At 72.8% G+C, this 26,691-nt stretch carries 18 protein-coding genes and 1 riboswitch; of the genes, 7 read left to right on the forward strand and 11 right to left on the reverse strand.

Annotated elements, in window-relative coordinates; genetic code table 11:
- Complete coding sequence (locus OV079_RS08675) at positions 1 to 1,332, forward strand: proton-conducting transporter transmembrane domain-containing protein (RefSeq protein WP_267767381.1); 1,332 nt, start codon at positions 1 to 3, stop codon at positions 1,330 to 1,332.
- Positions 1,329 to 2,804 carry a proton-conducting transporter transmembrane domain-containing protein gene (locus OV079_RS08680; protein ID WP_267767383.1) on the forward strand — a complete coding sequence of 492 codons (1,476 nt, stop codon included), beginning with the start codon at positions 1,329 to 1,331 and terminating at the stop codon, positions 2,802 to 2,804. The genes OV079_RS08675 and OV079_RS08680 overlap by 4 nt, the downstream gene beginning before the upstream one ends.
- A 327-nt stretch (positions 2,805 to 3,131) precedes the next feature.
- Here OV079_RS08680 and OV079_RS08685 read toward each other — a convergent pair whose 3' ends face one another.
- From OV079_RS08685 to thiC, 4 genes are all read right to left on the reverse strand, one after another.
- The gene (locus OV079_RS08685; RefSeq protein WP_267767384.1) at positions 3,132 to 4,427 is read right to left on the reverse strand and encodes a hypothetical protein; all 1,296 of its coding nucleotides are present in this window, start codon (positions 4,425 to 4,427) and stop codon (positions 3,132 to 3,134) included.
- Between the two features lie 2,028 nt (positions 4,428 to 6,455).
- Positions 6,456 to 7,220 carry a hypothetical protein gene (locus OV079_RS08690; protein ID WP_267767386.1) on the reverse strand — a complete coding sequence of 255 codons (765 nt, stop codon included), beginning with the start codon at positions 7,218 to 7,220 and terminating at the stop codon, positions 6,456 to 6,458.
- A gap of 566 nt (positions 7,221 to 7,786) precedes the next feature.
- The gene (locus OV079_RS08695; protein WP_267767388.1) at positions 7,787 to 10,201 is read right to left on the reverse strand and encodes a sulfatase-like hydrolase/transferase; all 2,415 of its coding nucleotides are present in this window, start codon (positions 10,199 to 10,201) and stop codon (positions 7,787 to 7,789) included.
- The gene (thiC, locus tag OV079_RS08700; RefSeq protein WP_420829512.1) at positions 10,198 to 11,886 is read right to left on the reverse strand and encodes a phosphomethylpyrimidine synthase ThiC; all 1,689 of its coding nucleotides are present in this window, start codon (positions 11,884 to 11,886) and stop codon (positions 10,198 to 10,200) included. The genes OV079_RS08695 and thiC overlap by 4 nt, the downstream gene beginning before the upstream one ends.
- 43 nt (positions 11,887 to 11,929) lie before the next feature.
- Positions 11,930 to 12,022, reverse strand: a riboswitch (TPP riboswitch).
- A 366-nt stretch (positions 12,023 to 12,388) separates the two neighbouring features.
- On the opposite strand from thiC, the gene OV079_RS08705 reads away from it, so the two are divergent.
- Positions 12,389 to 13,942 (forward strand): DUF4215 domain-containing protein, encoded by a 1,554-nt coding sequence (locus OV079_RS08705; protein ID WP_267767390.1) that lies wholly within the window; start codon positions 12,389 to 12,391, stop codon positions 13,940 to 13,942.
- A 95-nt stretch (positions 13,943 to 14,037) separates the two neighbouring features.
- Here OV079_RS08705 and OV079_RS08710 read toward each other — a convergent pair whose 3' ends face one another.
- Complete coding sequence (locus OV079_RS08710) at positions 14,038 to 15,912, reverse strand: GAF domain-containing protein (protein WP_267767391.1); 1,875 nt, start codon at positions 15,910 to 15,912, stop codon at positions 14,038 to 14,040.
- 138 nt (positions 15,913 to 16,050) lie between these two features.
- Between OV079_RS08710 and OV079_RS08715 the strand changes: the two genes are divergently transcribed.
- Entirely contained in the window at positions 16,051 to 17,115 is a 1,065-nt protein-coding gene (locus OV079_RS08715) for a saccharopine dehydrogenase family protein (RefSeq protein WP_267767394.1), read from the forward strand.
- 70 nt (positions 17,116 to 17,185) lie between these two features.
- Here OV079_RS08715 and OV079_RS08720 read toward each other — a convergent pair whose 3' ends face one another.
- From OV079_RS08720 to OV079_RS08745, 6 genes are all read right to left on the reverse strand, one after another.
- Complete coding sequence (locus OV079_RS08720) at positions 17,186 to 17,461, reverse strand: hypothetical protein (RefSeq protein WP_267767396.1); 276 nt, start codon at positions 17,459 to 17,461, stop codon at positions 17,186 to 17,188.
- Positions 17,428 to 17,703, reverse strand: a complete 276-nt coding sequence (locus OV079_RS08725; RefSeq protein ID WP_267767398.1) for a hypothetical protein — start codon at positions 17,701 to 17,703, stop codon at positions 17,428 to 17,430. The genes OV079_RS08720 and OV079_RS08725 overlap by 34 nt, the downstream gene beginning before the upstream one ends.
- Before the next feature lie 336 nt (positions 17,704 to 18,039).
- Positions 18,040 to 18,810 carry a hypothetical protein gene (locus tag OV079_RS08730; protein WP_267767399.1) on the reverse strand — a complete coding sequence of 257 codons (771 nt, stop codon included), beginning with the start codon at positions 18,808 to 18,810 and terminating at the stop codon, positions 18,040 to 18,042.
- Between the two features lie 14 nt (positions 18,811 to 18,824).
- Positions 18,825 to 19,562, reverse strand: coding sequence for a hypothetical protein (locus OV079_RS08735; protein ID WP_267767401.1), 738 nt, complete (start codon positions 19,560 to 19,562; stop codon positions 18,825 to 18,827).
- A gap of 264 nt (positions 19,563 to 19,826) precedes the next feature.
- On the reverse strand, positions 19,827 to 21,884 hold the full coding sequence (locus OV079_RS08740) for a TonB-dependent receptor (protein WP_267767403.1): 2,058 nt from the start codon (positions 21,882 to 21,884) through the stop codon (positions 19,827 to 19,829).
- Positions 21,885 to 22,287: 403 nt separating this feature from the next.
- Positions 22,288 to 24,360: an enoyl-CoA hydratase-related protein gene (locus OV079_RS08745; RefSeq protein ID WP_267767404.1), complete on the reverse strand. Its 2,073-nt coding sequence runs from the start codon at positions 24,358 to 24,360 to the stop codon at positions 22,288 to 22,290.
- Between the two features lie 282 nt (positions 24,361 to 24,642).
- On the opposite strand from OV079_RS08745, the gene OV079_RS08750 reads away from it, so the two are divergent.
- The 3 genes from OV079_RS08750 (at position 24,643) to OV079_RS08760 (ending at position 26,616) form a co-directional block, all read left to right on the forward strand.
- Entirely contained in the window at positions 24,643 to 24,975 is a 333-nt protein-coding gene (locus OV079_RS08750) for a hypothetical protein (RefSeq protein ID WP_267767405.1), read from the forward strand.
- 211 nt (positions 24,976 to 25,186) lie between these two features.
- Entirely contained in the window at positions 25,187 to 25,933 is a 747-nt protein-coding gene (rph, locus tag OV079_RS08755; protein ID WP_267767406.1) for a ribonuclease PH, read from the forward strand.
- A gap of 32 nt (positions 25,934 to 25,965) precedes the next feature.
- Positions 25,966 to 26,616 carry a non-canonical purine NTP pyrophosphatase gene (locus OV079_RS08760; RefSeq protein WP_267767407.1) on the forward strand — a complete coding sequence of 217 codons (651 nt, stop codon included), beginning with the start codon at positions 25,966 to 25,968 and terminating at the stop codon, positions 26,614 to 26,616.
- The last annotated feature ends 75 nt before the right edge of the window (positions 26,617 to 26,691 follow it).

The raw sequence follows: 26,691 nt of genomic DNA on the forward strand, positions 1-26,691 counted from the left end.
ATGCTCGACTCGAACTCGCTCGCTCACGTGATCGCGCTGGCCCCGGCCGCGCCGGCGCTGGGGGCCGTCATCATCGCGCTGCTGCTGGCGGCCCGGCTGGCCAGCGAGCGCGTGGTGGCGTCCGTGGCCCAGACGGCGATCGGCCTCGGCTTCCTCGGCCTGTTGGTCGGCCTCGTCGGCTGGGCGGCGGGGCCCGCGGGGCCGCTCCAGCTCGGCTTCGGCTCGTGGTACTCGGGCGCGGGCTACGACTTCCGCATCGACCTGCTCGTCGACGGCCGCTCGGCGGCGGTGTCGGCCCTGGTGTCGCTGCTGCTGGCGGCGACCAGTCAGTTCTCGATCGCGTACCTGCACCGCGAGCCCGGCTTCAACCGGTTCTTCCTGCTGATGCTGCTGTTCGGCGCCGGCATGCAGGCGCTGGTGCTGGCCGGCAACTTGGAGCTGCTGTTCGTCGGCTGGGAGATCGTCGGCATGACGTCGGTGCTGCTGGTCGGGTTCTTCCACGAGCGCCTGGGGCCGGTGAAGGCGGCGACCCGCGTGCTGGTGACGTACCGCCTGTGCGACATCGGGCTGCTCACCGCCGGGGTGTCGCTGCACCGCTGGCTGCACACGAGCGACTGGCTGGCGGCGGAGCAGGCGGCGCTGACGAGCCCGTGGCCGTCGACGTTCGTCGGCCTGTCGCTGGTGTTCGCGGCGATGGGCAAGTCGGCCCAGTTCCCCCTCGGCGGCTGGCTGCCGCGGGCGATGGAGGGGCCGACGGCCTCGTCCGCGGTGTTCTACGGCAGCCTGTCGGTGCACGCCGGGGTGTACCTGCTGCTGCGCGCGGCGCCGCTGCTCGAGCACTCGCTGGCGGCGCAGACGATGATGATCGCGGTCGGGGCGATCACCGCGGTCATCTCGGCGATGAGCAGCCAGGCCAGCCCGGACGCCAAGTCGGCGCTGTCGTACGCGACGGCCAGCCAGGTCGGCCTGATGTTCGTCGAGATCGGGTTCGGGCTGTACACGCTGGCCACCGTGCACCTCGTGGCCCACGCGGTGCTGCGCTACTACCAGTTCCTGCGCACGCCGTCGGCGCTGCAGGACGCGCTGGCCCGCCGCGCGGCGCTCGGCCGCACCGAGGCCGACGAGGGCGCGGTCCGCTGGGAGGAGCTCGGCCTGCGCACGCGCCGGTACGTGTACCGCATGGCGATCGAGCGCTTCGACGTCGAGATCGCGCTCGAGCGCTACGTGGTGCGCCCGGTGATGGCGCTGTCGCGCCGGCTCGACCGCCTCGAGTCGCGGCTGCTGGCGCTGCACGGCGAGTCGGAGCGGCGCGCGAAGGGAGGCCGGCGATGAGCGCGTGGGTGCAGTACTCGCTGATCTTCCTGTGGCTGACGCCGCTGCTGGCGGCCGCGGCGCTGCGCTGGGGCGTGCGCGGGGCGACCAAGCAGCGGGCGCTGGCGCTGGGCTTCGCGCTGCCGATCTTCCTGGTCGCGTGCGCGCTGTTCGTCCACGAGGGCACGCGCCACGCGTACAAGGAGGACCACCTCGAGCAGGGCCTGGGCTGGTTGCACAGCCACTTCGCGGTCGACGGCCTCAACGCGGTGCTGCTGCCGTTGACGGCCGGCCTGGTGTTGGTGGCGCTGCTGATGACGCCGCGCGCCGACATGCGCGCGGGCCTGGCGGCCAAGATCATGGTGGTCGAGGGGGCGCTGATGGGCAGCTTCCTCGCGCTCGACGCCGGGGTGCTGTCGAGCTTCGTGGTGCTGTCGCTGCTGCCGCTGTGGTTCGACGCCAGGCACCGCGGGTCGCGGCCGCTGCAGGTGATCATGAAGTCGCTGGTGGTGGCGACGGGGCTGGCGCTGGCGGTGGCGATGATCGGGCTGGCGTTCGAGGCGTCGGCGGCGGGGGTGCAAAACCCGCTCGACCTGGTCGAGCTGACGAAGAGCGCCTACTCGCCGTCGCCGTGGATCGGGACGCTGGTGTTGGCGGTGGCGCTGCTGCGCATGGGCATCGTGCCGCTGCACCTGTGGTTCCCGGCGACGGCGCAGCACAGCACGCCGCACCTGGCCCTGGTGACGTGTCTGACGCCGCTCGGGTCGTTCATGCTGGCTCGCCTGGCGCTGGCGATCTTCCCGCGGGTGCTCGGGCCGGCGGCGCCGCTGCTGATGGCGGTGGGGGTGTTCACGGCGCTGTACGGGGCGTTCCTGGCGGTCGGGCAATTCGACCTGCGCCGGATCGTGGCGTGGTTCTGGGTCAGCCAGTCGGGCCTGGTGCTGGCCGGCTTCGCCGGGCTCGACGACGCGAGCGTGTCGGGGGCGCTGCTGCAGGCGATGTCGACGGTGGTCGAGTGCGGCGGGCTGATGCTGCTGACGCTGGCGGTCGAGGTGCGCGCGAACACGACGGACCTGCGCAAGCTCGGCGGGCTGGCCCACAACGCGCCGCGCATGGCGACCGCGTACCTGATCCTGGCGGCCGCGGCGGTCGGCTTCCCCGGCACGATCTCGTTCGTGGCCGAGGACCTGGTCGGGCAGGGGCTCCTGCGCGAGCACCCGTTCGTGGTGGGGCTCCTGTTCATCGTCACCGCGGTCAACGGGATCACGCTGTGGCGGGCGTTCAAGCGCACGTTCCTCGGGCCGCCGTCGCCCCACGCGGACGACCTGCGCGGGTTCGAAGACCTGCGCCGCTGGGAGTCGTACGCGATCTGGGGGATGGTAGGGACGCTGCTGCTCGGCGGGTTCCTGCCGGAGCCGCTGCTGGCGGTCCGCCGCGGGGTGGTCGACAAGATCGGCCGCGTCGAGGCGCCGGCGAGCGTCGAGCGGCACTGAGGCCCGCGACGAACGAGCGCGCAGGGCGGGCGACGGTCGAGGCCGCCGCGCCGGCGGGGGCGCAGCGACGCGGCGCGAGCGGCGTGGGCGCGGACCGTCGGAGGACGCCTTCGGAGCATGTCCTCCGGGGAATGTCCTTTCATGCATGTCCTGATGGGCATGTCCGTGAAGACATGCTTCGTGTCCGCCGGGAGCGGCATTCGGGCGGCTCAGAGGCCGGCGCGGCCGGCCGAGAACTTGGCGACATGTCCTCCAGAGAATGTTCTTATGGACATGTGATGAGGGGCATGTTCGAGAAGACATGCTCTCTTCTGCGGAGCGGGCGGGTCATGGGTCGGCGCGGCCGGCCGCGAGCTCGGCGATGAAGGCCTCGATCTCGGCCTCGCAGGCGATCTGCGGCGAGCGAGCCGGGTCGAACGGCGGCAGCTCCGGGGGCGGCAGGCCGAGCCGATCGAGCAGGCCAGCGCACTCGCGCAGCCCGTCGACGCAGGCCCACGGCGGGCCCTCGCCCCAGGCGTCGCGGTAGGCGGCGAGCGCCAGCGGCCCGGCGAGGTCGCGCTCGCCGAGGGCGAGGTGGGCGTCGGCGAGGCTCCGATCGGAGGCGTCGCGGGCGTCGGCGAGCGCCCGGCGGGCTTCGTCAGGTCGATCGAGGTGCGCGAGGCAGGTGGCGAGCCTGGCGGAGAAGCGGGCGACGCTCGCGCCCATGCGGCGCGCGAGCTGCAGCGCCTCGCACAGGTGGGTCTCGGCGGCGGCCCAGGCACCGGCGGCGGCGGCGACGCGGGCCTCGAGGGCGTGCAGCTCGGCGAGGTCGAACAGGCGCGGCGTCCGCTGGTGCTCGCGCCACGCGGCGGCGAGCCACGGCGCCGGATCCGCGTCGCGGTAGATGGCGAGGGTGACGCGGTCGCGGGCGAGGGTGAGGCGGTCGTGCGCGTCGAGCTCGCGCGCGGCGATCGCCGCGTGGTCGGCCTCGGCCTCGTCCCACCGGCCGAGCTCGATCGCCAGCCGGGCGCGGTGGCGCAGCGGTAGGGTCTGCCTGCCGCCGGCGGCGACGGCGAGGCGGTGGGCGAGGGTGAAGGTCCGCAGCGCGGTGTAGTTGTGGTCCTCGGCCTCGATCGACAGGGCCCAGTTGACGAGGCTGATCACCAGGCCGCTCGGATCGCGTTGCTGGAGGCCGAGGCGGATGTCGAGCTCGCGCAAGGCGGCGGCGTCGTCGCCCCGGCCGACCAGCGCGAGCGCGTTCGCCAGGCTGGTGAGCGCCCTGCTCTGGTCGTAAGGGTCGGACAGGCGCGGGAGCTCGCGCAGGCCGGCGGGGAACAGCGGGATCAGGAGCTCGACGATCGTCGTGTACGCCGAGAGGCGGCCGTAGAGCGGGTCGGCCAGGCGGTCGCAGTACAGGCGGAAGGCGGCGTAGAAGTCGCCGGCACCGACGAGGGCGCTGTAGACCTCGATGGTGCGCTGGAGGTCGGCGATGCTGCGGACGGGGGCCGCGGGCTCGGGCGGAGCTGCTCGAAGTGGTCGCGGATCGCCACGAACGCGGCGGTGCGGCCTTCGCCCTCGAGGCGCTCGAAGGCGTAGGCGCGGACGACCGGGTGGAGGTCGTGGCGGTTGCTGCCGCGGTCCCACAGCAGGAAGCCGCGAGCCTCGAGCAGGCACAGGTCGACGTGGATGCGGGCGTAGTGGGCGAGGACCTCGGGCAGGCGGGCGTACGGGCCCGCGAGCGCGCGATAGACGTCCCAGGCGTCGCGGCGGGCGCGGAGCTTGTCGTAGTTGTCCTGCAAGTGCGTGCGGGTGCTCGGATAGTGATCTTCAGCGAGGATCTGCTCGAGCTGGCGTAGCGGCGCGAGGGGCTGGTGGGGCGGGCGTCGCAGGCCGAGCGGGGGCGGATCGGCCAGCGCGAGCACGGTGTCGATGCCGACGGGCGAGCGCAGGGCGGCGATCCGCGACAGCAGTCGCGCGGCGCGGGCCGGCAAGTGCTCGAAGGCGGTGGTGAGGATGTGCGCGCGCAGGGCTGCGGGCTCGGGGTCGTCGTGGCCGGTGAAGGTCGAGGGCCTGGCGTGGTCGTGCGCGCAGCCGGCGATCAGGCGCCACAGCAGGCTGGAGTGACCGAGCTTGGCCATGGCGTGCGTGGTCGGTGCGACCCACCAGGCCTCGGGGTCGAGGCCGACGGCGCGCAGGAGCTCGGGGATGTCGGCGGGGTCGAGGCCCTGCGCGGCGGACAGCTCGACGCCGGGCACCAGCGCGTCGCCGTCGCGCAGGTCGCTGGGGAAGATCCGCGAGGTCGCCAGCAGCCGCGACGGGCTCGCTCGCACGAGCGCGCGCAGGAACCGGCCGTCTCGTGGATCGGTGCAGGCTTGCAGGTCGATGGCGGCGTCGGCGAGGTCGTCCGGCAGGCGCGCGGCGTCGAGTCGGTGGTAGGCGACGAGGACGCGCTCGAGGCCGTCGAGCATGAGCAGGAACGGGCGCGCTCGCAGGGCCGCGAGGATCCGCCGCTCGAGATCGAGTCGATCGGCGCGCATGGCCTCCGCGGGCGCCATCCCGGTCGCGTAGGCGGCGAGGTGGCGGAGCATGAGGTCGAAAGTGGCGCCTCCCTCGTAGAAGCTCCACCACATGCAGCCGGCCCACGGGGGTCGGTGAGCCGCCGTTGCACCCAGGCCCAGGCGAGGGCGCTCTTGCCGATGCCGCCGAGCGCTGCGAGCACCCGCGCGGGCTGGCCGTGCGCGAGCCAGGCGTCGAGCTCGGCGAGGTCGGCGGCGCGGCCGGTGAAGATCCGCGGCTGGAAGTACGGGTGGACGAGGTAAGGGGCGGGCAGGGCCGGCGGGACGGGGAGGGCGTCGTGGTCTTTTTCGTCGAGCTCGGCTTCGCCCTTGTCGGTGTCTTTCCCTTGTCGTCCTCCTCGTCGTCCTCTTCGGCGGGCAGCGCGAGCAGGCGTAGCTCGGCGTAGGCGGCGGGGCCGACGTTTGCGTCGTCCGGGAGGCGCAGGTCGGCGGGGCCGGGGTCGACGCCCACGCGGACGACCAGGACGTCCTCGCCATGCGCTGTCTCTTCGGACGGGTCCATTGGGACATGTCCCGAGCGCCATGCGGCGTCGAAGACGGCGGAACGCGCAGGTTCGGAGGCGTGAACGACGACTACGCGGCGTCGGGACTGCATCGCCATGCATGATCGTCGATGCACTCGCGCCATGGAAGTCCTTCGGGACGCGTCGCAACGCGCCGAGGAGCGCTCGAATGGGCTGCGCATGCATGAGCGTCCTCGGCGTCGAGACGGCCTCCACGGAGCTCTCCGCGCGTCGTGGGTCTCGGGTCGGGACAGGCGGCAGAAGTCGCTCAGCAGGGCTGTGGGGCTGCCACAGCGCCGATTTTCTCGGCTGTCGGCGGCATGGCATCTCGCGGCGCGGAGAAGCGTGAGCGGGGGCGTGCGACTCGGCATTCGGAGGAGGCCGAGCTCGGCGTGGCACCGGAGTTCCGCGGCCGCGGCGTCGCTGCGGAGGACGTTGATGGGCTCGTATGCGAGCGGAGAACGGGCGCGAGGCTCCGCGATGTCTCGCAACATGCAGTCATCGTCGCCGCGCGAGCAAGGCGCAGGCATCGATGTTCTCGAGCCCGGACGGAGCTTCGCCGGGCTCGTCGTGGGGCCGGCGCTGCTGGCCGTTCACGGCAGGGCGCAGACACCGACGTTCTCGAGCCCGGACGGGGCTTCGCCGGGCTCGTAGTAGGGCCGGCACTGCTGACCGACGCCCGGGCACGCAGGCGCGCTCAGGTCGCAGTACGGCGAGCAGCAGCCCGGGCCGTCGTCGCCCATCACGCACTCCGTGGCCGCGCCGCCGTCGACGCAGCTCAGGCCGGGCGCGCAGGACCGGTCGTCGCCGCAGCCCTCGAACAGCTGGTTGGCGGGCAAGCCGGAGACCTCCAGGCACACGAAGTCGACGCCGGCGTACTGGCAGCTGTCGCCGGCGGGGCAGTCCTGCACCAGCGGATCGCAGTGCGGCACGCACAGCGGCATCTGGTGGTAGCCGAGGCACTCCTCGCCGGCGCCGCAGATCGGCTGCTGGTCGCTGCCCTGGCAGATCACCGCGCAAGTGCCGATGGCGGTCTGCGGGTCGACGTCGTCGCAGAAGAGACCGAGGTCGCAGGTGTCGGGGCCGAGGTGACCCTGGACGAGACGCTGGCACGATTCGCCGGCCTGGTCGGGCTCGGGGACGATGGGCGAGCAGGTGATGTTGTCGCTGCCGAGCGGCGGTGGACCCTCGGCGCTGCACTTGAAGCCGCTGGGGCAGTCCTGCGCGTAGACGTCGCAGGCGGGCGGCGGATCGGGCGGGATGACGAACACCGCCTCGGTGGCGCTGTCGCAGGTGGTGCAGGTCTCGCTGGAGAAGCCGGTCGTGTCGGAGGTGCCGGAGGTGCCGGTCGAGGTCATGGCCGGCGGGCCGGACTCCGAGTCGTCGCCGGAGTGGCCGCTGGTGAGGAGCGGATCGAGGAGGTCGCAGCCGGCGAGAGAGGGCGAGGACGAGGGGTGATCGCGATGAAAGGCGCATGTGAAGAGGTCGCACGGGCGCCGGGCGACGGCTCATTTTTTCGCGCAGGAGCGGCGACGACGTCAGGGGGGCCGCCGGGCGTGCAGGCGACGCAGGCGCTTCGTCCGGTCGGGCGGGTGGCTGGCGAGCGCCGGTGCATCAGGCGCGGGAGCCAGGAGCGTCGCGCCGTCGCTCCGCGTCGACGCACATCGAGAGGTCGGCTGCGCGCGACGCTTCAAGCCCGCGAGCCACGAGCGCGGCGCCGTCGCTCCGGTCGACGCACATCGAGAGGTCGGCTGCGCGCGTCGCTCTGAGCCCGCGGCGGCGTCGCCGAGGTCGACTCGCAGCACGTGACGCGCCGAGCAGGCTCGCGTCGTCGGACGAGGCCGCGCGAGAAGTCCTTTCGCACATGTCTCGAGGAGCATGTGTGGTAGAACATGCCTCTGCGGGCATGTCCCGGCGAACAGGTTCACTCGCCGGGCGTGGCGGCGTTGCGCTCGCGGAGGCGGCGGCCGCGGCTGGAGCGGTCGAGCTCGACGTGAGGCGCGGCGTGGTAGTACTGCATCAGCTCGCCGACGCGGCGGGGCGCCGACTCGGCGAGGTTGTTGCGCTCGCCGAAGTCGCCGCTGAGGTCGTACAGCTCGGTGAGGTTGTCGCCCGGGCGGACGAGCAGCTTGTAGGGCCAGGCGATGACGCCGTACTGGTCGCTCTCGTTGAGGATCAGCGGGCGGCCGCGCGGGCGCAGCTCGTCGGGGGCGCCGGGCACGAGGTGCGGCAGGAGGCTGCGGCCGTCGGCGCCGGCGAGCGGCTCGGCGCCGGCGAGGTCGAGGAGGGTGGGGGTGACGTCGAGGACCGAGACGGGGTCGGTGGCGAGGCCGCCGGGGGCGCCGGGGATCCGGATGACCAGCGGGACGTGGATCAGCGGGTTGTAGAGGACGCGGCCGTGGTTGTCGGGCAGGCGCGGATCTTCGCCGAGGCCCTCGCCGTGATCGCTGACGATGACGACGAGGGTCTTGTCCCACAGCTGGCGCCGGACGAGATCGTCGACGAGAGCGCCGATCTGCTCGTCGACGAGGCGCAGCATGGCGCGGTACTTCTCGCGCCGGCCGAGCCGCGGGTTCGGGTTGGCGAGCACGCGCCGCAGGCTGCGGTCGCCGCCGTCGACCTCGTCGTGCTCGTGGACGTCGAAGTAGTGCAGCCACAGGTAGAACGGGGACGCGCCGCCCTGGTCGGCGGCCTGCTGGCGCTGGTCGAGGAAGGCGAGGCCGAGGCTGGTGGTCCGCGCGGAGGTGCTGTACGAGCCGATGTCGCGCTGGCCGGCGTCGTTGACCAGGCGATCGTGGCTGTGCAGGCCGCGGGTCAGCAGGGTCTTGCCGGCGTAGCGCAGCACCTCGCTGGGGATGACGCCGTGGGCGACGCGGCCGGCGTCGTGCAAGGCCTCGGCGAGGGTCTTGTCGACGTGGGTGAACGGGTCGATGCGGCCGGTGAGGATGCCCGAGAGCGACAGGTCGGTGCCGGCCGACGGCGCGAAGGCGCGGGTGAACACGGTCGACTCGCCGAACAGCTGGAACAGCCGCGGGTACTCGGCGCGGTTCTCGGGGCTGTCCGCGAGGACATCCGCGCGCAGGGCGTCGATGCTGATCAGGACGAGGTTCATCGGCGCGGTGCGGCGCAGGAACTCGCGCACCTCGGGCTCGTCGCGCCACTGGCCCTGCTTGCGCGCGGCGACCTCGTCGGCCTGGGCCAGCGCGGCCGCGAGATCCTCGCGGGCGACGTAGCCGTCGCAGTCCTCGTCGACGTCGTTGCCGATGATCTCGCGCGCCTCGGGGTGGACCTGCGGGTCGGTGTCGTCGCAGTCGGCGCCGCCGAGCGCGGGCGAGTGGCCGTCGCCGTCGCCGTCGACGAGGCCGCGGACGACCCGCGCGAGCAGGCGGGTGTGCATGCCCTGGGTGGCGACGACGAAGCGGGTGTCGGGGTCGCGCAGGCCGAGCTGGACGCAGGCGACGAGGTTGGCGACCACGGCCATGACGGCGCTGATGAGGCCGGCCAGCGCGAGCGCGCGGCCCTGGGCGACCGGGGCGCGGCGCTCGACCTGGTCGTAACGCCAGGGGCGGGTGAAGCCGAGCCACAGCGACAGGCCGGCGGCCCCGCAGGCGCCGACGACCAGCATGGTGTGGAGGTCGGGGTACTCGCTGCGCAGGAAGGTGCGGTTGACGTACTCGCAGGCGACGGCGCCGAGGCCCAGGGCGAAGGCGATCACGCGCCGGCGGCGGATGAACAGCGGCAGCGCGGCGCCCTTCGGCGGGGCCCGCCCGACGGTGTCGGGCCGCGGGTACTGCAGCCATCTGCCACCTGGCCAAAAGGCCAGAGTGAGGCCGGCCCAGCCGAGCAGCGGGACCCAGATGAAGGCCGTGCTCGCGCCGGGCAAGGTGCTGGCGAAGGCGCCGTCGAACAGGTGGCGCGCGACCGGAATCAGCACCGGCAGGCAGCAGGCGGCCCGCACCGCGGCGGTCACCAGCGGGCGCGAGCGCAGGCGGGCGACCAGCCACTCGGCGAGCGCGAGGACGCAGCCGATGGCGGCCCCGAGCGCGAGGAGCAGCGACCACGCGGCCCAGATCGCGCCGAGGTCGGCGCTGCCCCCGAGCGCGCGGTGCTCGATCGGGGCGACGGCGACGGCGCCGAGCAGACCGACGGCGAGGCCCGCGATCACGCCGCGTGACGGCTGGACGCGCGGACGCCGGGCCCGCAGGCCGCTGCGCACCTCGGGCAGGTCGCGCACGGTGGCGCGCAGGGCCTCTTGGTCGGCCGCGGGCGGCGCGGCCGCAGGCGACGAGAGGTCCTCGTCGCCGTCAGGCAGGGGCGTGATGCGATCGTCGTCGCTCAATCCGCGCCCTGGGTGGTGGCCTGGCCGGGCAGCAGGTCCTCGCGCACGCGGACGTACAGGTCGCCGCCGCCGGCGCGGAACTCCTCGGCCTTCTCCTGCATGCCGCGGGCGATCGCGGCCTCGTCGAGACCTGTCCCCGAGGACACGTCAGCGGCCTCGCTGAGGTCGCGCAGGTCCTGGGTCAGCTTCATCGAGCAGAAGTGCGGGCCGCACATCGAGCAGAAGTGGGCGTCCTTGGCCGGCTCGGCCGGCAAGGTCTCGTCGTGGAAGCTCTGCGCGGTCTCGGGGTCGAGCGAGAGGTGGAACTGATCGCGCCAGCGGAACTCGAAGCGGGCCTTGCTGAGCGCGTCGTCGCGGGCCTGGGCGCCGGGATGGCCCTTGGCCAGGTCGGCGGCGTGGGCGGCGATCTTGTAGGCGATGACGCCGGCCTTGACGTCGTCGCGGTCGGGCAGGCCGAGGTGCTCCTTCGGGGTGACGTAGCAGAGCATCGCCGTGCCGTACCAGCCGATCATCGCCGCGCCGATCGCCGAGGTGATGTGGTCGTAGCCGGGCGCGATGTCGGTGGTCAGCGGGCCGAGCGTGTAGAACGGCGCCTCGTGGCACAGGCGCAGCTGCTCGTCCATGTTCTCCTTGATCTTGTGCATCGGCACGTGGCCGGGCCCCTCGATCATGACCTGGACGTCGTGGCGCCACGCGATCTCCGTCAGCTCGCCGAGGGTCTTCAGCTCGCCGAACTGGGCCGCGTCGTTGGCGTCGGCGATGCACCCGGGGCGCAGGCCGTCGCCGAGCGAGAAGCTGATGTCGTACTTCTTCATCAGCTCGCAGATCCGCTCGAACTCGGTGTAGAGGAAGTTCTCCTTGTGGTGGTGCAGGCACCACTTGGCCATGATCGAGCCGCCGCGCGAGACGATGCCGGTGACGCGCCGCGCCGTCAGCGGGACGTAGCGCAGCAGCACGCCGGCGTGGATCGTGAAGTAGTCGACGCCCTGCTCGGCCTGCTCCTGCAGCGTCTCCATGAAGATGTCGATGTCGAGGTCCTCGGCCTTGCCCTTGACCTTCTCGAGCGCCTGATAGATCGGCACCGTGCCGATCGGGACCGGCGCGTTGCGCAGGATCCACTCCCGCGTCTCCTTGATCTGCTTGCCGGTCGACAGGTCCATCACCGTGTCGGCGCCCCAGCGCGTCGACCACTGCAGCTTCTCGACCTCGTCCTCGATCTTGCTCGACACGGCGCTGTTGCCGATGTTGGCGTTGATCTTGACCAGGAAATTGCGGCCGATGATCATCGGCTCGAGCTCGGGGTGCTTGATGTTGGCGGGGATGATGGCCCGCCCGCGCGCGACCTCGCTGCGCACGAACTCGGGGTCGACCTGCTCGCGGATGGCGACGAACCGCATCTCCTCGGTGACGACGCCCTGGCGGGCGTAGTGCATCTGGGTGTGGTTGCCGTCGCTCTTGGCGAGGCGGGCCGCGATCCAGTCCTTGCGCCGCGGGGGCAACCCGTCTCTCGGGTCATGTCCCTGAGGACCGGTGGTGTCGTAGACGACCACGTCCGGGTTGTCGCCGGTCTGCTGGATGCTGCGGAACGGGACCTTGAGGTCGCCGACCTCGATCTTGGTCGAGCTCGGGAAGCTGGCTTGAAGGGGAGGGACGGGACGCAGCGGGTGTACGTCGGGGCCCGCGATGGGCAATCCTGCGCGCCGCGCAGAGCTGTCGGATGTGTCGTCTTGACGGTCCATTCGCACTTTCCTCCGCCGGAATTATCCGGATCAGGTTCGAGGGGTATGTTCTCAGGCCGTATGGCCACCCCCAGGCGAGAGACGGGGACGATACGGCAGTTGGCGGCGGCCGGCACGTGATCTGCGCGAGAAAAAGCCCGTGCGCTAGTGTTTCTGCGCAACGAACGGCAAGGCCGAGGTCTGTAGACCCCGGCTTCGGCGCGGCTCGCCCCGGAGGGCACAAAATCGCGCAGAACACCGTTTATTGTGCGTTTCGTCCGCTCATGGTCCGCCCGCGAGGGGTTGGATCACAGCCTCGGGGATCGGAGCATTTCCCGTTGCAAATCGGCACTCCGCCCGCGCGTCTCCCCCGTTCGCGCCGGCCCTGAGCGACGCGACGCGAACGCCTCGCCCGGCACGTACGCCGGTCGGGGCTCGCGCCACCGAACTCGCACCACGCAGGACCTTTATGCACTTCCACAAGCCCGCTCTCATCCCCTTCTGCGCGACCGCCGTGGCCCTCGCCCTCCTCGGGTGCGGCACCGCCGACGCGCCGGGTCAAGACACCGACGGCGACCCGTCGACGTCGACCGGCGCGACCACCGACGCGCCGACCGGCACGAGCGGCGTGACCGAAGGCGGCCCGGCCTCCTGCGGCGACGGCGTGCAGGACGCCGGCGAGGAGTGCGACGACGGCGCGGACAACGGGGCCGATCGCCCCTGCACCCCGAAGTGCACGAAGGTGGCCTGCGGCGACGGCTTCCAGGGCCCGGGCGAGGGCTGCGACGACGGCAACTCGCTCGACGGCGACTCGTGTACGAGCGCGTGCCAGGCCCCCGGCTGCGGCGACGGGGTGGTCAGCGTCGGCGAAGAGTGCGACGACATGAACACCGACAACAGCGACGGCTGCCTCAACAGCTGTCAGCTGGCCAGCTGCGGCGACGGCTACGTCTACAGCGGCACCGAGCCGTGCGACGACGGCGACGACGACAACGGCGACGGCTGCCTCGACACCTGCGAGGTCGCCAAGTGCGGCGACGGCTTCCTCCACGAGGAGGTCGAGATCTGCGACGACGGCGACAGCGACAACGGCGACGAGTGCCTCAACAACTGTCAGCAGGCCCGCTGCGGCGACGGCTTCGTGCAGGAGGGCGCCGAGGCCTGCGACGACGGCAACGAGATCGACAACGACCTGTGCAAAAACGACTGCAGCGCGCCGGCCAGCTGCGTCGACGGCGAGCAGAACGGCGGCGAGAGCGACGTCGACTGCGGCGGCCTGCACTGCTTCGGCTGCCTCGACGCGCAGGTCTGCGACAACAACGCCGACTGCATGTCGAGCTACTGTCACGAGGGCCTGTGCGTGACGCCCCGCCACTGCCGCGACCTCCGCGACTTCGGCCTCGAGACGGAGGACGGGGTGTACGGCGTCGACCCCGACGGCCCGGACGGGCCGCTACCGCCGGCGCAGGTGTTCTGCGAGATGACGTTCAACGGCGGCGGCTGGCAGGCCGTGTACAACATGATGGACAAGCCGATCGGCGAGGCCGCGGCCCAGGCGATGCTCGACAGCCTGAGCGCCAACGGCCCGGCCGGCCCGGTGCTGCCCGACTCGAACAGCCCGGCGGTCCTCACCGAGGGCCTCGTGCTGGCCGACTTCACCGAGGTGGTGTTCGGCTGGGCGCCGACCAGCGGCAGCGACGTGGCCCGCTACGGCCGCCTCGAGTCACCCGCCGGCCTGGCCGGGGTGTGCTACCTCGACGGCTACTGCGGCGCGGGGATCGAGGTCGGCGAGTTCGACATCGTGCCCACCGGCAACACCCGCACGCTCCGCACCGGCGACGGCGACGACTTCCCCCACGTCGGCCTCGGCTACGACGAGCAGATCATGGTGTGGGGCTACGACCGCCAGGCGTCGATCTTCAGCAACTGGGCCAACTGGAACGACCAGAACATGTGCTGCAAGGCCGGCAACGTCGAGGCGATCGAGGTGCCGGGCTGGCGCTACACGATCTACGTGCGCTGAGCCGGGCGCCTGGCGGAGGAGCTTGAGGGCATGTCTGTTCGGACATGCCCCAAGGGATAGCCGAGCCGCGCGGCGTGGATCTCGAGGACATGTCTTCAGCGACATGTGCCGGGGGACATGTGCTGCGCGACATGTCCCCCCGAGCAGCCGGCCCCGGGGGCCGACCGGGCGCGAGCACGGGCGCTCAGGCGCGCGGGTTGACGAGGGCGCTGGCGAGGGCGTCGCCGAGGGCGTCGATGTGCTCGCCGGCCAGGGCGTCGGCCAGGGTCGCCGGGGCGGCGGAGAAGATGACGCTGGCGCCGCGGGCGACCAGGGCGCGGGCGGCCTCGTGGACGACGGTGGCGGTGCCGGGGTCGACGCCGGTGACGCCGGTGAAGTCGAGGATCAGGGTCCGCGGGCCGCGAGGGACCTCGGCGACGACCTCGAGCAGCTGCTGCGCGCGCGTCGTCGAGGGCGCCGGTCACCGGGATGACCGCGAGCTCGTCGACGATCGCCAGCACGGGCACGGCGCGGCGGGCCAGCAGGGCGCCCTGGCGCTCGAGCAGGACGTCGCGGCCCTCGAGGCGCTGGCGCTCGGCGCGGGCGTCCTCGGAGGTGTCGAGCAGGACGCCGACGGCGGTGCCGGCGGCGCCGACCAGCGGGGCGGCGAACACGGCCAGCGCGGGCTCGCCGACGAGGTCGCGCCGCAGCTCGACGCCGGCGCTGAGGGCGTCGGCGAGGGCGCAGGCGACCGGGAGGTGGGCGCCGCCCGTCAGGCCGAGCGCCGTCCAGCGCGAGTTGCCGCGCAGGGCTTCGCCGGTGCCGACCACGGCGGCGACGGGCAGGGCCTCGAGGCCGGTCGGCTCGCCCGTGGGCGCGGCCGCGGCGGCGTCGGCGAGCAGGGCGCGGCCGGCCAGGCTGACCGCGGCGGGGCCGGCGAGCGCGGCGTAGAGGCGGCGCAGGGCGGTCGGCAGCGGGCGCGGCGAGGACCAGCCGAGCTCGAGCAGGGCGACCTCGCGGCCGCCCCAGGCGAGCGGCAGCAGCAGGGTGGCCCCGTGGGCCGACCCGTCGGGACCGGTGGGCTCCGCCAGCCGCGGCGTGGGCGCGCCGGGCTCGATCTCGGTCGGGGTGTCCGAACGGACCTGTTCGAACAGCCATGGCTCGTTGGGCCTGGCGAACAGGCCAGCCAGGTCGGCGAGCGGGCGGGTGGCCGGCTCGCCGCCGGCGCGCAGCACCAGGCGCGTCGGGTCGGTCGGGTCGCGCAGCCACAGCGCGGCGGTCGAGGCCTCGATCGCCTGGGCGGGCTCGGCGAGGGCCGCCAGCGTCTCCTCGAGCGTCGCGGCCTCGGCCAGCGCGAGCGCGGCGACGTACATGGTGTTGGCCTCGTCGATGGCGCGCTGGTGGTCGCGCAGGGCGTCGCGGGCGACCAACTGCGAGGCGACGGCGGCGCCGAGCATGTCGTAGACGAGCCGCTCGCGCGGGCTCGGGATGTGGACGATCTTCCACGACAGCACCAAAACGCCGGGCCAGCGCGCGTCCGGGCCGCCGGTGGTGAGCGGCAGGACGACCAGGGCCTGGGCGCTGCGCTCGCTCGGGTGCGCCGCCGGCCGCGGGTCGGCCGAGAGGTCGTGCACCACGAGGGCCTGCCGCGGCGCCGCCAGCCAGCGCGCCAGCACCGGGTGATCGGCGAGCGCGAACGGCCGGCCGAGCAGCGGGTCGGTGGCGGGGCAGATGCCGGCCTGCCACACGCTCGACAGCTCGGCGTGGGTCGGGACGCTGGCGTCGGTCTGGGCCGGGCGCGGGCCGCTCCGATCGATGAAGCGCGGATCGTGCGAGCCGAGGTCGCCCGGGTCGTCGCGCAGGGTGTAGAAGCGGATCAGCGACGGGCCGTAGCTGCTCACCGCGGAGGCCACCGCGCGCAGGACGGCGTCGTCGGTGTCGGCCTCGACGAGGGCGAGGAGGGCCCGGGCGAAGGTCGTGGCCAGTTCCACGCCCTGGGGGCCGTGGAAACCTGCTTCGGCGCGCGGGTCTGGGATCATGAGAGCCGCTAGAGACGATGAGCCGAGCGGCCGCCGAGTACAAGCGCTTTCTGTGGCGGGGACCCCCGCACCCGCGCTATAGCGCCGGCCATGCGCGAATGGGTGCTGTACGGTGCGAACGGCTACACCGGCGAGCTCATCGCCCGTCAGGCGGTCTCCGAGGGTCTACGCCCGATCTTGGCGGGCCGCGACGCGTCGGCGATCCGGCGCCTCGCCGCGGAGCTCGGGCTCGAATCGCGGGTGTTCGGGCTCGACGACCCGGCCGCGCTGACAGACGGGATCGCGGGCGCCGCCCTGGTGCTCCACGCCGCCGGCCCGTTCTCGCGGACCAGCGCGCCGATGGTCGCGGCCTGTCTCGAAAGCAAAATTCATTATCTCGACATCACCGGCGAGATCCCGGTGTTCGAGGCCTGTCGGGCGCAAGGCGCCAGCGCGCGCGAGCGCGGCGTGGTCCTGATGCCCGGGGTCGGCTTCGACGTGGTGCCGTCGGACTGCCTGGCGAAGTCCCTGGCCGAGGCGCTGCCGGGCGCGACGCGGCTCGAGCTGGCGATCCTGGCGCTCGGCGAGCTCAGCCGTGGCACCACCAAAACGATGATCGAGCACCTCGGCGAGGGCGGCGCCGTGCGCGAGCGCGGCCGCCTGGTGCGGATCCCCGCCGGCTCGCGCACCCGCACCGTCCGCCTCGGCGGGCGCGAGCGTTTGGTGGTGGCGGTGCCGTGGGGCGACCTGGCGACCGCGTACGCGTCGACCGGGATCGAGAACATCACCACCTGGATGAGCTTCCCGAAGGCGCAGGTCCGCGGGATGCGGCTGCTCGGCCTGCTGGGGCCGCTCCTGCGCCGCAAGGCCGTGATCCGGGCCCTGCAGACGCTGGTCGACCGTCGCGTCACCGGGCCGAACGAACAGGTCCGCGAGGCCGGGTCGAGCGAGATCTGGGGCCGCGTCGAGGCGCCCGACGGCCGCGCGGTCGAGGGCCGCGTGCGCGCGCCCGAGGGCTACAAGTTCACGGTGATCGCGTCGCTGGCGATCGTCCGCCGCATGCTCGAAGCGCCCCCTGCGGCCGGCTACCAGACGCCGGCGACGGCGTTCGGCGGCGACTTCGTGGCCACGCTGCCGGGCTGCTCGCTCACGGTGCCCGACACGGCTGGCGCTTAGGACATGGGCGCTCGGGCATGTCCCCGAGGACATGCCCGAGAGGGCAGGTAGATTGGAGCGGCGCGACGGTTCACTCGTCGAGGTGCAGCGGGAACTCGCAGTCGTCGCAGGGCTCGACGAGCTCGTAGGTGTACTCGCGGACCACGGTGCAGCCCTCGCCGGCCCAGGCGCAGTTGCCGTCGTCGCGCCAGTCGTCGGTGATCCGGCTGCGCACCGACTCGCCGTCGACGGGCTCGACCTCGATGCGCTCGCTCTGCAAGCACCCGCTTCCTTGCCACTCGAGGGCGTACCCGCCGGCCTCCGGGTCGAGGTTCACCTGCATGAAGAGGTAGCCGGTGAGGGCCACGCACGCCTCACAGGTCTCGGAGATGCCGAGGATTGGACGAGGGGCACCTTGATCCACTCGGGCGTGACGTGGACGACTTCCTCGCCGGTGTGATCATCGTCGAGCTTCGGATGGCAGTCGTTCTCGAGGGTGACGGCGGTCATGCGGTAGATGCCGCTCGGCGGGAGCGCCTCGTCCTCGGGACCACAACCGGGTGACACGAGAAGCAGCGCCGCGAACGCGAGGACGGGGCGGGTGAACATGGCGCCGAGCCTAGCGCGGCGGTGAGGGCCGTGCACGTCGCGCGCGTCGTCGAGCGCCGGACACGAGGCGCCGGCCCCAAGGACGGCGCGCGCCCGGGGGCTGGCCGATGCTCGAGGATCCCGCGGCGGGACGCTGGGTGGGGGCCTTCGAGCGACGGCAGGCGGTCGGCTCCCGGGCAGGCAACGCCCCTGCGAGCGCGCCGGGACCCACGAGCGGAGGCCGGCGCGGGGCGTCTTCACCGACATGGCCCGAAGAGCATGCCCTATCGAGCATGCTCTTCAAAACATGTTTTTCAGGGCATGCCCCGAGGGGAAGGGCGGGCGCAAGCGGGGGCGTCAGTCGGTGCGGACGGCCGTGCAGTGGCCCTCGCCGTTGATGTGGCCGAGGGTGGTGGTGAGCTGCTCGACGAACGACCACAGGTCGGTGATGTTCGTCAGGTCGCCGACCTGGTAGCGCTCCTGGGTGGTGATGTCGACGGCGCGCAGGTCGTCGGCCGTGAGCTCGCCGTCGCCGTCGTCGCTGGCGGCGATCAGGTCGAACGTGACCTTCGGGTTCTCGGAGAACAGGTCGTCGTAGAACAGGTGATCGGCGTGGATCGTGAGCTGCACGTCGGTGTCGCCGGCCAGCTCGCAGTCGCTGTAGATCGTGCGGGTGGAGAAGCCCCAGATGAAGGTGAGCGCCTCGCCGCCGCGGGTGGCGGTGCCCTGGACGTAGATCGAGTGGCCGCCGTCCTTCATCAGCGCGACGTCCTCGTCGGTCGCGTTGCCGGCGACCGCGTCGCTGCTCGGGCCGACGACGTACGTGGCCAGCGGGTTCTCGGCGGCGATCGGACCCGCCGAGATCGGGAAGCCGTCGCCGTCGCTGGCCTGGGCGAGGTCGAAGATCCGGTACGACTCACCGTCCTCGCCGAGCGCCTGGCCGTCGACCTCGATGCCGCCGACGCTGATCAAGAACTTGTCGAAGCTGACGGCCCAGTTGTCGGCGAAGATCGTGGCGGGGATGCCCTCCTCGATGAACTCTTCGCCGTAGATGGAGGCCTCGTAGGTGCGCTCGGGGGCGCCTGTGCAGGCGCAGGCGAGCAGGAGCGGGAGCAGGACGGTACGCATGGCGGTTCTCGGGATCAGAGAGGAGCGACAGTGTAGAACACGTGCGACTGCAATGCGCGCCGGACGAGGTTGTGCGCGGGGTCGCCGGGGCCGATGCTCACCGGGGTGCCGGCGCCCGGATCGAGGGCGGCAAAGTCGACGCCGTCGAACAAGGCGGCGCCGCTGGTGTCGTCGCGGAGCCGCAGCTGCACGCCGAGCGTGCCGGCGCTGGCCTCGTCGATGTCGAGGTCGAACGGGGCGCCGATGACCGCGGCGCCGAGGTCGAGGTCGAGGACCGCCGCGAAGGCGAGCTCCTGGCCGTCCTTGCTGGCGGTGCCGACGAACTGCGCGGTGTGCCCGGCGAGCGGGTCGTCGGCCGGCAACTCGTCGGCGCGGCGGAAGGCGATGTTGCAGCCGTGGTAGTTGCCGGCGAGCAGCTCGGCGCGCCCGAGCTCGTCGCCGTCGCCGACGATCCAGTCGAGCACGAAGCTGCCCGGCAAGGCGCCGGTGACGTCGCCGCCGGCGTAGTGGCCAGGGTGGGCGACGGCCGGCGGGACGAGCAGATCCCACAGCCGCGCGAGGGCGTGCATCTCGCCCTGAATCGTGAATTCGAGGTCTCCCGTGGCGATCCGCGCGGTCTCGAGGTGGATGCTCCAGCCGAGGTCGGTGGTGGCGTCGACGAGCCGGCTGGCATCGACGACGACCGGGAGCTCGACCCGGGCCGCCTCCTGGCTGGGCGCGCAGGCGAGCGCGAGACATGTCGCAAGGGACATGGCGGAGAGGACATGCCGTGATGTGCCCGGACCGACCGAACCGCGGGTCTGCCTGGGACCGGCGGACCGCGGGGGGCACCACGGAGGGTCTCCTCGCGGCGCTCCACGGGACAGGTCGGCTGAAACATCGTGGAAAGAGCAGGTCGAGACACGCGCGGTCCGACGGAGCCTCGCGCGGCGCCGGCGTACGGGTCACCGCCCTGGAGAGGATCGGACAGACAGGTCGGAGAGGACAGGTCGTTCAGGACAGGTAGCTTCATGACGTCACAGCCACAGGGTCGCGCCGATCCGGGCGGTCAGCGGCGGGCCGGCGAGGAAGTGCAGGGTGGGGATCGTGCTGCGCGGCTCGCTGCGATCCCACCACGAGGCGAAGTGGTACTCGCCCTCTTTCCACCGGGCGTTGGTGACGTTGTCGATCTGCAGGTCGAGCTGCAGCGGACCGACGCGGTAGCCGAGGCTGAGGTCGAGGAGGGCGTAGGCCGAGGTGCGGGCGCCGTGCGGGAGGGCGCGGCTGCCGACGACGAGGAAGCGAGCGCCGGCGCGGAAGCCCGAGGGGTGGACGAGGGTGAGGCCGGTCGCCGACATGAAGGGCGGCGCGAGCGGGACGGGGGCGCCCGAGTCGACGAAGCGGGCCTGCACGAGGCTCACGTCCTGGCGCAGCTGCAACCATCGCCGCGGCCACACGGCGAGGTCGAAGTCGACGCCGAGCCGGCGCGTGCGGTTGAGCTCGATGTTGACCGCGGACACGTGATCGAAGACGAGCTCACGATCGATCCACGTGCCGAACAGCGACAGGCCGGCGCTGACCAGCTCGCGGTGCTGGAACCGCGTGCCGACCTCGACGCTGTCGGAGGCGACGATCCGCGCCGGGCCGCCGCGGTAGCGATCGAGCGCGGTGTCCTCGGGGGTGGCGCCGCCGCCGAGCACGGCGCGGGCCTCGGGCGCCCGCAAGCCGCGGCCGTAGGCGAGGAAGAGGGTGGCGAACGGGGCCAGGCGCACGCTGGCGTTGATCCGCGGCGAGGGCAGGGCGAGGACCTTGCGCGCGCGCCGGTCGGGATCGATGCGGTCGCGGACGTTGTAGGCCATGAGGTCGAGGCGGGCGCCGGCCTCGAGGACGAAGCGATCGACGGGTCGCCAGCGCAGGCCGGCGCGCGCGTGGGCCTGGTGCTGGCCGGCGCCGAGGTCCCAGTTGCGGCTGACGACCTCATGCCGGACACTGGCGCGGACGTCGTGCAGGCGCAGGACGTCGCCCTGCCAGGCGCCGCCGGCCAGCAGCTCGAGGGTGCGGTGGAGCGGGCGCCGGTACTCGAGCTGATAGCCGAGGCTGGCGAAGCGGTGCCGCTGGTTGCGGCGATCGCCGGCGAGCGGATCGAGGAGGTAGCCGGTGAAGTCCTCGACGAGGTCGAGGGCGCGCAGCTGGCCGTGCAGCCGCTGCTCGAGCTTGCCGGCGCCGAGGTCGAGCTGGTGGCGCAGGGCGGTGAAGAGGCGGCCCGAGCGGCCGCCGCCGTCGTCGCGGTAGACGCCGGCGAAGTCGACGCGCCCGGCGGCGACGTCGTCGGCGCGCACGGCCCCGGGGGCGTCGAACCTGGCCGCGTAGACGCCGGCGGTCAGGTCGAGGGCGCCATGGGTCTTGCTGTCGAGAAGGCGGATCTGGCCGAGGAAGGTCGCCCGCCGGGCGGCGCGCGCGGCGGCGAAGCCCTTGTCGGTCATGGCCTCGACGGCGAAGAATGTCTCTTTGGCCATGTTCTTCGGGGCATGTACGAAGACGCCGCGGTGGCGCAGGGTGCTGCCGAACTCGTAGCCGACCCGGCTGCCGCGGGCGTCCGGCTCGACGCCGAGGTCGAAGCGGATCGTGCCGGCGTTGGCGAAGTTGCCCTGGTCGAGCAGGAACGGGCCCTTGTTGGCGGTGACGCGGCGGACGACCTCGGGGATGACGAAGCCGAGGTCGACGTAGCCCTGGCCGTGGATGTTGGACAGCTCGTTGACGGTGACGCCGGCGACCTTGACCTCGATGTCGGCGCCGTGGGCCGCGTCGAAGCCGCGCATGAACATCTGCTGGCCCTTGCCCTCGGCGCCGTGCTGGATCAGGAGGACGCCGGGGATGAGCCGCAAGAGATCGTCGGCGCTGCGCCGGCGCGGGCTGGCGGCGATCTCGGCCGGGCCGACGGTCCGCTGCGAGGCGGTGCGCGGGCTGCGATCGCTGACGACGACGGTGGCGTACCGCCTGTCCTTGGGGACATCATGCGCCGCCGCGCCCGCAGGGGCCGCCAGGACGGCGAGGAGCGCAAAGGCGCGCAGCAGGGGCTCGCTCGGTCGGCGCACGCGTCGGGCCAGGATACGCGAGGCGCCCGGCGGCGGATCGAGGCGAAGGCGGGGGCGAGGCCGGGCGCACGGGCGCTCACGAGCGCGCGGGCCGGTTCGTGCGCATGTCATGCACGCGCGCGGCGGGGCTCGAGTTTCTGCGGCGCCCGGCGTGCATGTGCATGCGCGGCCGGTCTCCGTGTCCGTGGCGAGGTCGCAGGTGCACGAGCGAGGTCGACTGCGAGCTGCGGTCGTAGCGTCGCTTTCGCGAGCGTAGGGGCGCTCCGTGTCCGTGGCGCGGTCGCAGGTGCACGAGCGAGGTCGACTGCGAGCTGCAGTCGTAGCGTCGCCTCCGCGAGCGCAGGGGCGCTCGCGGCGGTGCATGTGCAACGGAGGACGCGGAGGCGGGGCGCTCCGCGAGCGGTCAGGCGAGCGGGTGCTCGAACACCGGCGGCTTGCCGCGGCTCATGGCGGTGACGCCGACGCGGGCGGCCGACTGGCTCAGGCTGTCGGCGGCGCGCTGCTCCTCGAGGGCGCCGCCGGCGGCGACGTCGAGGGCGTTGGCGTCCTCGATGGTGCGGGCGAGGAGGTCGCGCAGCTCGGCGTCGAGGACGACGCCCTGCTCGTTGCGCGGATCGACGGCGCGGTCGACGGCGACCTCGGCGGGGCCGGTGCGGAAGGGCGGGAACGGAGCTGTCCCTCGGGCCAGGCCGAGCGCGAGCTCGCCGCTGGCGCGCGGGAGGTCGCGCACCGGGACGACGCCGCTGACGAGGCCGAGCTCGCGCGCGCGCGCGGCGTGGATGCTCTTGCCGGTCAGCAGCAGCTCGTTGAGGGCGGCGTAGTGCTCGGGGGCGCTGCTGCGGTGGAGCAGGTGGCAGCCGCCGAGGCCGGGGATCACGCCGACGGTGGGCTCGGGCTGGGCGATGACGGCGCCCTCGCCGGCGATCCGGGCGTGGCAGGAGCTCGCGAGCTCCATGCCGCCGCCGAGGGCGCGGCCGACGATCGCGGCGACGGTCGGCTTGCCGGCCCGCAGCTTGGCCAGGGCGGCCTTCCAGCCCTGGATCAGGGCGAGCGCGGCGTCCCGCTTGCCGAGGACCGGGACGAAGGCGCCGATGTCGGCGCCGTGGCCGAAGTCGCGGTTGTAGAGGCCGTCGGGGGCGACGACGATCGCCTCGACCGCGGGGTCGGCCTGCAGGGCGTCGACGGCCCGCCCGAACTCGGCGAGCAAGGTGTGGCCGAGGGTCGAGCGCTTGAGCGAGATCAGGCCGACGCCGCCGCTGACGCCGCGGCCGACGTAGATGCTGTCCCATCCGACATGTTCGCCGAGACCTGTCCGCGAGAACACGTCCAGCGGGGCGACCTCGTCGGCGCGGGTGATCTGCTGCTCGACGAGGAAGGCGCGGGTCAGGGCGGCGGCCTGCTCGAGGCCCATGGCGGCGATCAGCGCGGGCGGGCCGTCGCGGAAGGCGAGGGCTTTCTCGGCCAGGTAGTTGAGGGCGTCGGCGGCGACGATCTCGTGGGCGAGCATGCGCGCGGTGAGGGCGAACAACATGCCGTACATGCGCGCGCGGACGACCGCGACGCCCTCCGGCGGGCACTTCTGGCCGCGCTCGTAGGGCCACTGCTTGCCGGGGTCGGCGATGTAGGGCTTCCAGGCGTCGGGGATGGCGTAGAGGCTGCTGTCGACCTCCTCGCGCATGAGCTCCATGCAGTGGGCCGACAGGCCGTTGGCGCCGCGGATCAGGTTGTGGACGAAGAAGGGGGAGGTGCCGAGCAGCTGCTTGCAGGCGTCGTCGATCTGCGCGGGGCTGAGGCCGGTGCTCTCGTGGATCCGCACGGCCTCGAGCATCATCCCGCAGAACAGGCGGTCGGCGGCGAAGCTCGGCACGTCGCCGACGGAGATCAGGGTCATGCCGGCGCGGCCGAGGAAGGCCTTGATCTGCTTGAGCGTGGCGGCGCCGGTGACGGCGCCCTGCTCGGGCAGCTTCCACAGCTTGTTGGTGAGGTGGGGGAAGAAGGGGTGCAGGACGCCGCAGCGGTCGGCGCCGGGGAGGCCGTCGAAGAGGTGCCGGGTGGTGAAGCCGCTGGTAGCCGAGAAGATCAGGGCCTCGGGGTCGCGGGCGCGAATGGCGGCGTAGAGCGGCTTCTTGATGGCGAGGCTCTCGGGGACGGCCTCGAACACGAGGCCGATCTTGAGCTCGGCCGGGATGTCGGCGATGCCGCCCCGGATCGGGATGATGGCCTTCGTGATGGCCTCGATCTCGGCCGGCGAGACGCGCGGGGCGAACTGCTCGGCGAGCTTGGCGGCGACCTGGTCGACGGCCGGCGACAGATCGAGCGCGATCACGGGGACGCCGTGGCGGGCGAGGATGCGCGCGAGCTGCCCGAGCTTGCCGAAGCCGACGTTGCCGCAACACCCGGCGACGAGCAGGGCCCGCGGCGGACCCCCGTCAGGCTGAAAGATGGCTGCTACCGAGGGATCGCGCGCGTTTTCCATGGGCCGGGAGGATAAAAGGCGACAGCGACCGCCCGAACGCGGCCCAGATTGAGCTTCCCCACGACCGGGGCGAATGTGTATTCGCCGTCATCTGCCATCTGCCGGCCGCTTCGCGGCGATCCACCGCGATCGCCATGGATCCTTCTATATAGCGGGTGTTCGCCCGCTTGCGCAGCAGGCGCCGCGGTTTTCTCTCGATCGTTGCCGAATTGGCGGCGTTCGGACTACAGTGCCGTTCACGACTCGATCGACCCACGATCAAGGCACGTAGGAGAACCCGTCATGAAGCACACCAAGATCGTCCTTGCGGCCCTCGCCGCGATGTCCCTGTCCCTCCCGGCTTGCGGCGGGGACGCCAAGAAGGAAGAGAAGAAGGAAGAGAAGAAGGTCGAGACCAAGACCGAGGTTACCAAGACGGTCGAGACCCCGAAGCCGGTCGAGGCGAAGCCCGAGGTGAAGCCCGAGGACGCCAAGCCGGCCGATCCGGCCGCCCCGCCCCCGGTGGCGCCGCGGCCCGCCGCCCGCCCCCGAGGCCGGCAAGTAAGCGGTCCTCTTCTCAGCCACCAAGCAAGACACGGCGAGGCGCCACGATGGCACCTCGCCTTGTTTTTTTAATCAGGGCGCTTCGTCCTCCGGCCGCCTGGGTCTTTGCCCTCGTTCGCGGGGCGACTTGCAGGCGAGTCATCCGCGGGGCTCTGCCCTCGAGCGCGGCGAGCCACCCGCCACGACGAGGCCCGGTGTTTTGCCCTCGGTCGCTCGCGTCGCGACACGGGACCGCGTCGACGACTGCACAGCGAGGCGCGGCTCGGTTTTGCTAGGGTGAGGCATGCGCCACGACGGCCGTGCTCTCGATCAATTGCGACCCTTCTCCCTCGAGCCCGGCTTCATCGGCTCGGCCCTCGGCTCGGTGCTGGTGGCGACCGGCCGAACGCGGGTGATCTGCACCGCCAGCCGCGAGGCCAAAGCGCCCGGCTGGCTGACCCAGGGCGGCTGGGTGACGGCCGAGTACGCAATGCTGCCCGGCGCGGTGCGGCCCCGCGGGCGTCGCGAGCCGGACGGCCGCGCGAAGGAGATCCAGCGGCTCATCGGCCGCTCGCTGCGGGCGGCGATCGACCTCGAGAAGCTGGTCGGTCCGCAAGGTCCGGTGGCGCTGACGGTCGACTGCGACGTGATCGAGGCCGACGGCGGGACGCGCACGGCGGCGATCACCGGCGGGATGGTGGCGCTGGCGCTGGCCGTGCGGGCGCTGCAGCGCGAGGGGGTGCTGACCGCGGACCCGGTGCGCGCGCTGGTGGCGGCGGTCTCGGTCGGCGTGTGCCCGCTGCCGGCCGCCGGGGCCGAGGTGCCGATGCTCGACCTGGCTTATGTGGAGGACAGCCAGGCGGTGGTCGACTGCAACGTGGTGATGCTCGAGCGCGGCGGGCTGGTGGAGGTCCAGGGCACCGGCGAGCGCGGCGGGTTCGACCGCCCGACGCTGTCGCGCATGCTCGACCTGGCCGAGTCGGGCATCGCGTCGCTGTTCGCCGGCCAGCGGGCGGCGCTGGCGAAGGTGTCTGAACAGGCAGGATTGTGAGTTCGTAGATGATCGCGCAGGACGGTTCGGACATGTCCCGAAGGCTGGTGCTGGCGACCGGCAACCCGCACAAGGTGACGGAGCTGGCGGCGATGGTGCGCGCGGCCGGGCTGCCGCTGACGGTCTGCTCGGCGCGCTCGCTCGGGCCGGCGCCGGAGATCCCGGAGGACCAGGGCAGCTTCGAGGCGCACGCGCGCCTCAAGGCGCTGGGGATCGCAGGCTGGCTGAAAGGCCGCGGGGAGCCGGGGACGACGCTGGTGCTGGCGGACGACTCGGGGATCTGCGTGGAAGCGCTGGACGGGGCGCCAGGGGTCGATTCGGCGTACTTCGCGGGGCCGCAGGCGGACGACGCGGCCAACAACGCCCGCCTGGTGGCCGAGCTGGGCGCCCGCAAGCTCGAGGGCTCGCCGGCGCATTACCTGTGCGTGCTGGCGCTGACGCGGGTCGACGGCGGGCCGATCGCGGGCGCGGAGGCGGGAGTGCGGCTGTTCACGGGCCGCTGGGACGGGGAGGTGCGGACGTCGCCGCGCGGCTCGGGCGGGTTCGGCTACGACCCGTACTTCTGGCCGACCGGCAGCGCCCGCTCGTCCGCCGAGCTGGCGCCGGCCGAGAAGAACGCGCTGTCCCACCGCGGGCGGGCGACGGCGGAGCTGCTGGCGGCGCTTCCGGCGGTGCTGGGCTGAGCGGGCGGCGAGGCCGCGAGGCGGCGGATCGCGGCCGCACGGGCACGGTCGGGGGCACGAGGGCCGGCAGGCGGC

Origin of the sequence: Nannocystis pusilla, from assembly GCF_026626665.1 — a bacterium.
Classification (GTDB): Bacteria; Myxococcota_A; Polyangia; order Nannocystales; family Nannocystaceae; genus Nannocystis; species Nannocystis pusilla.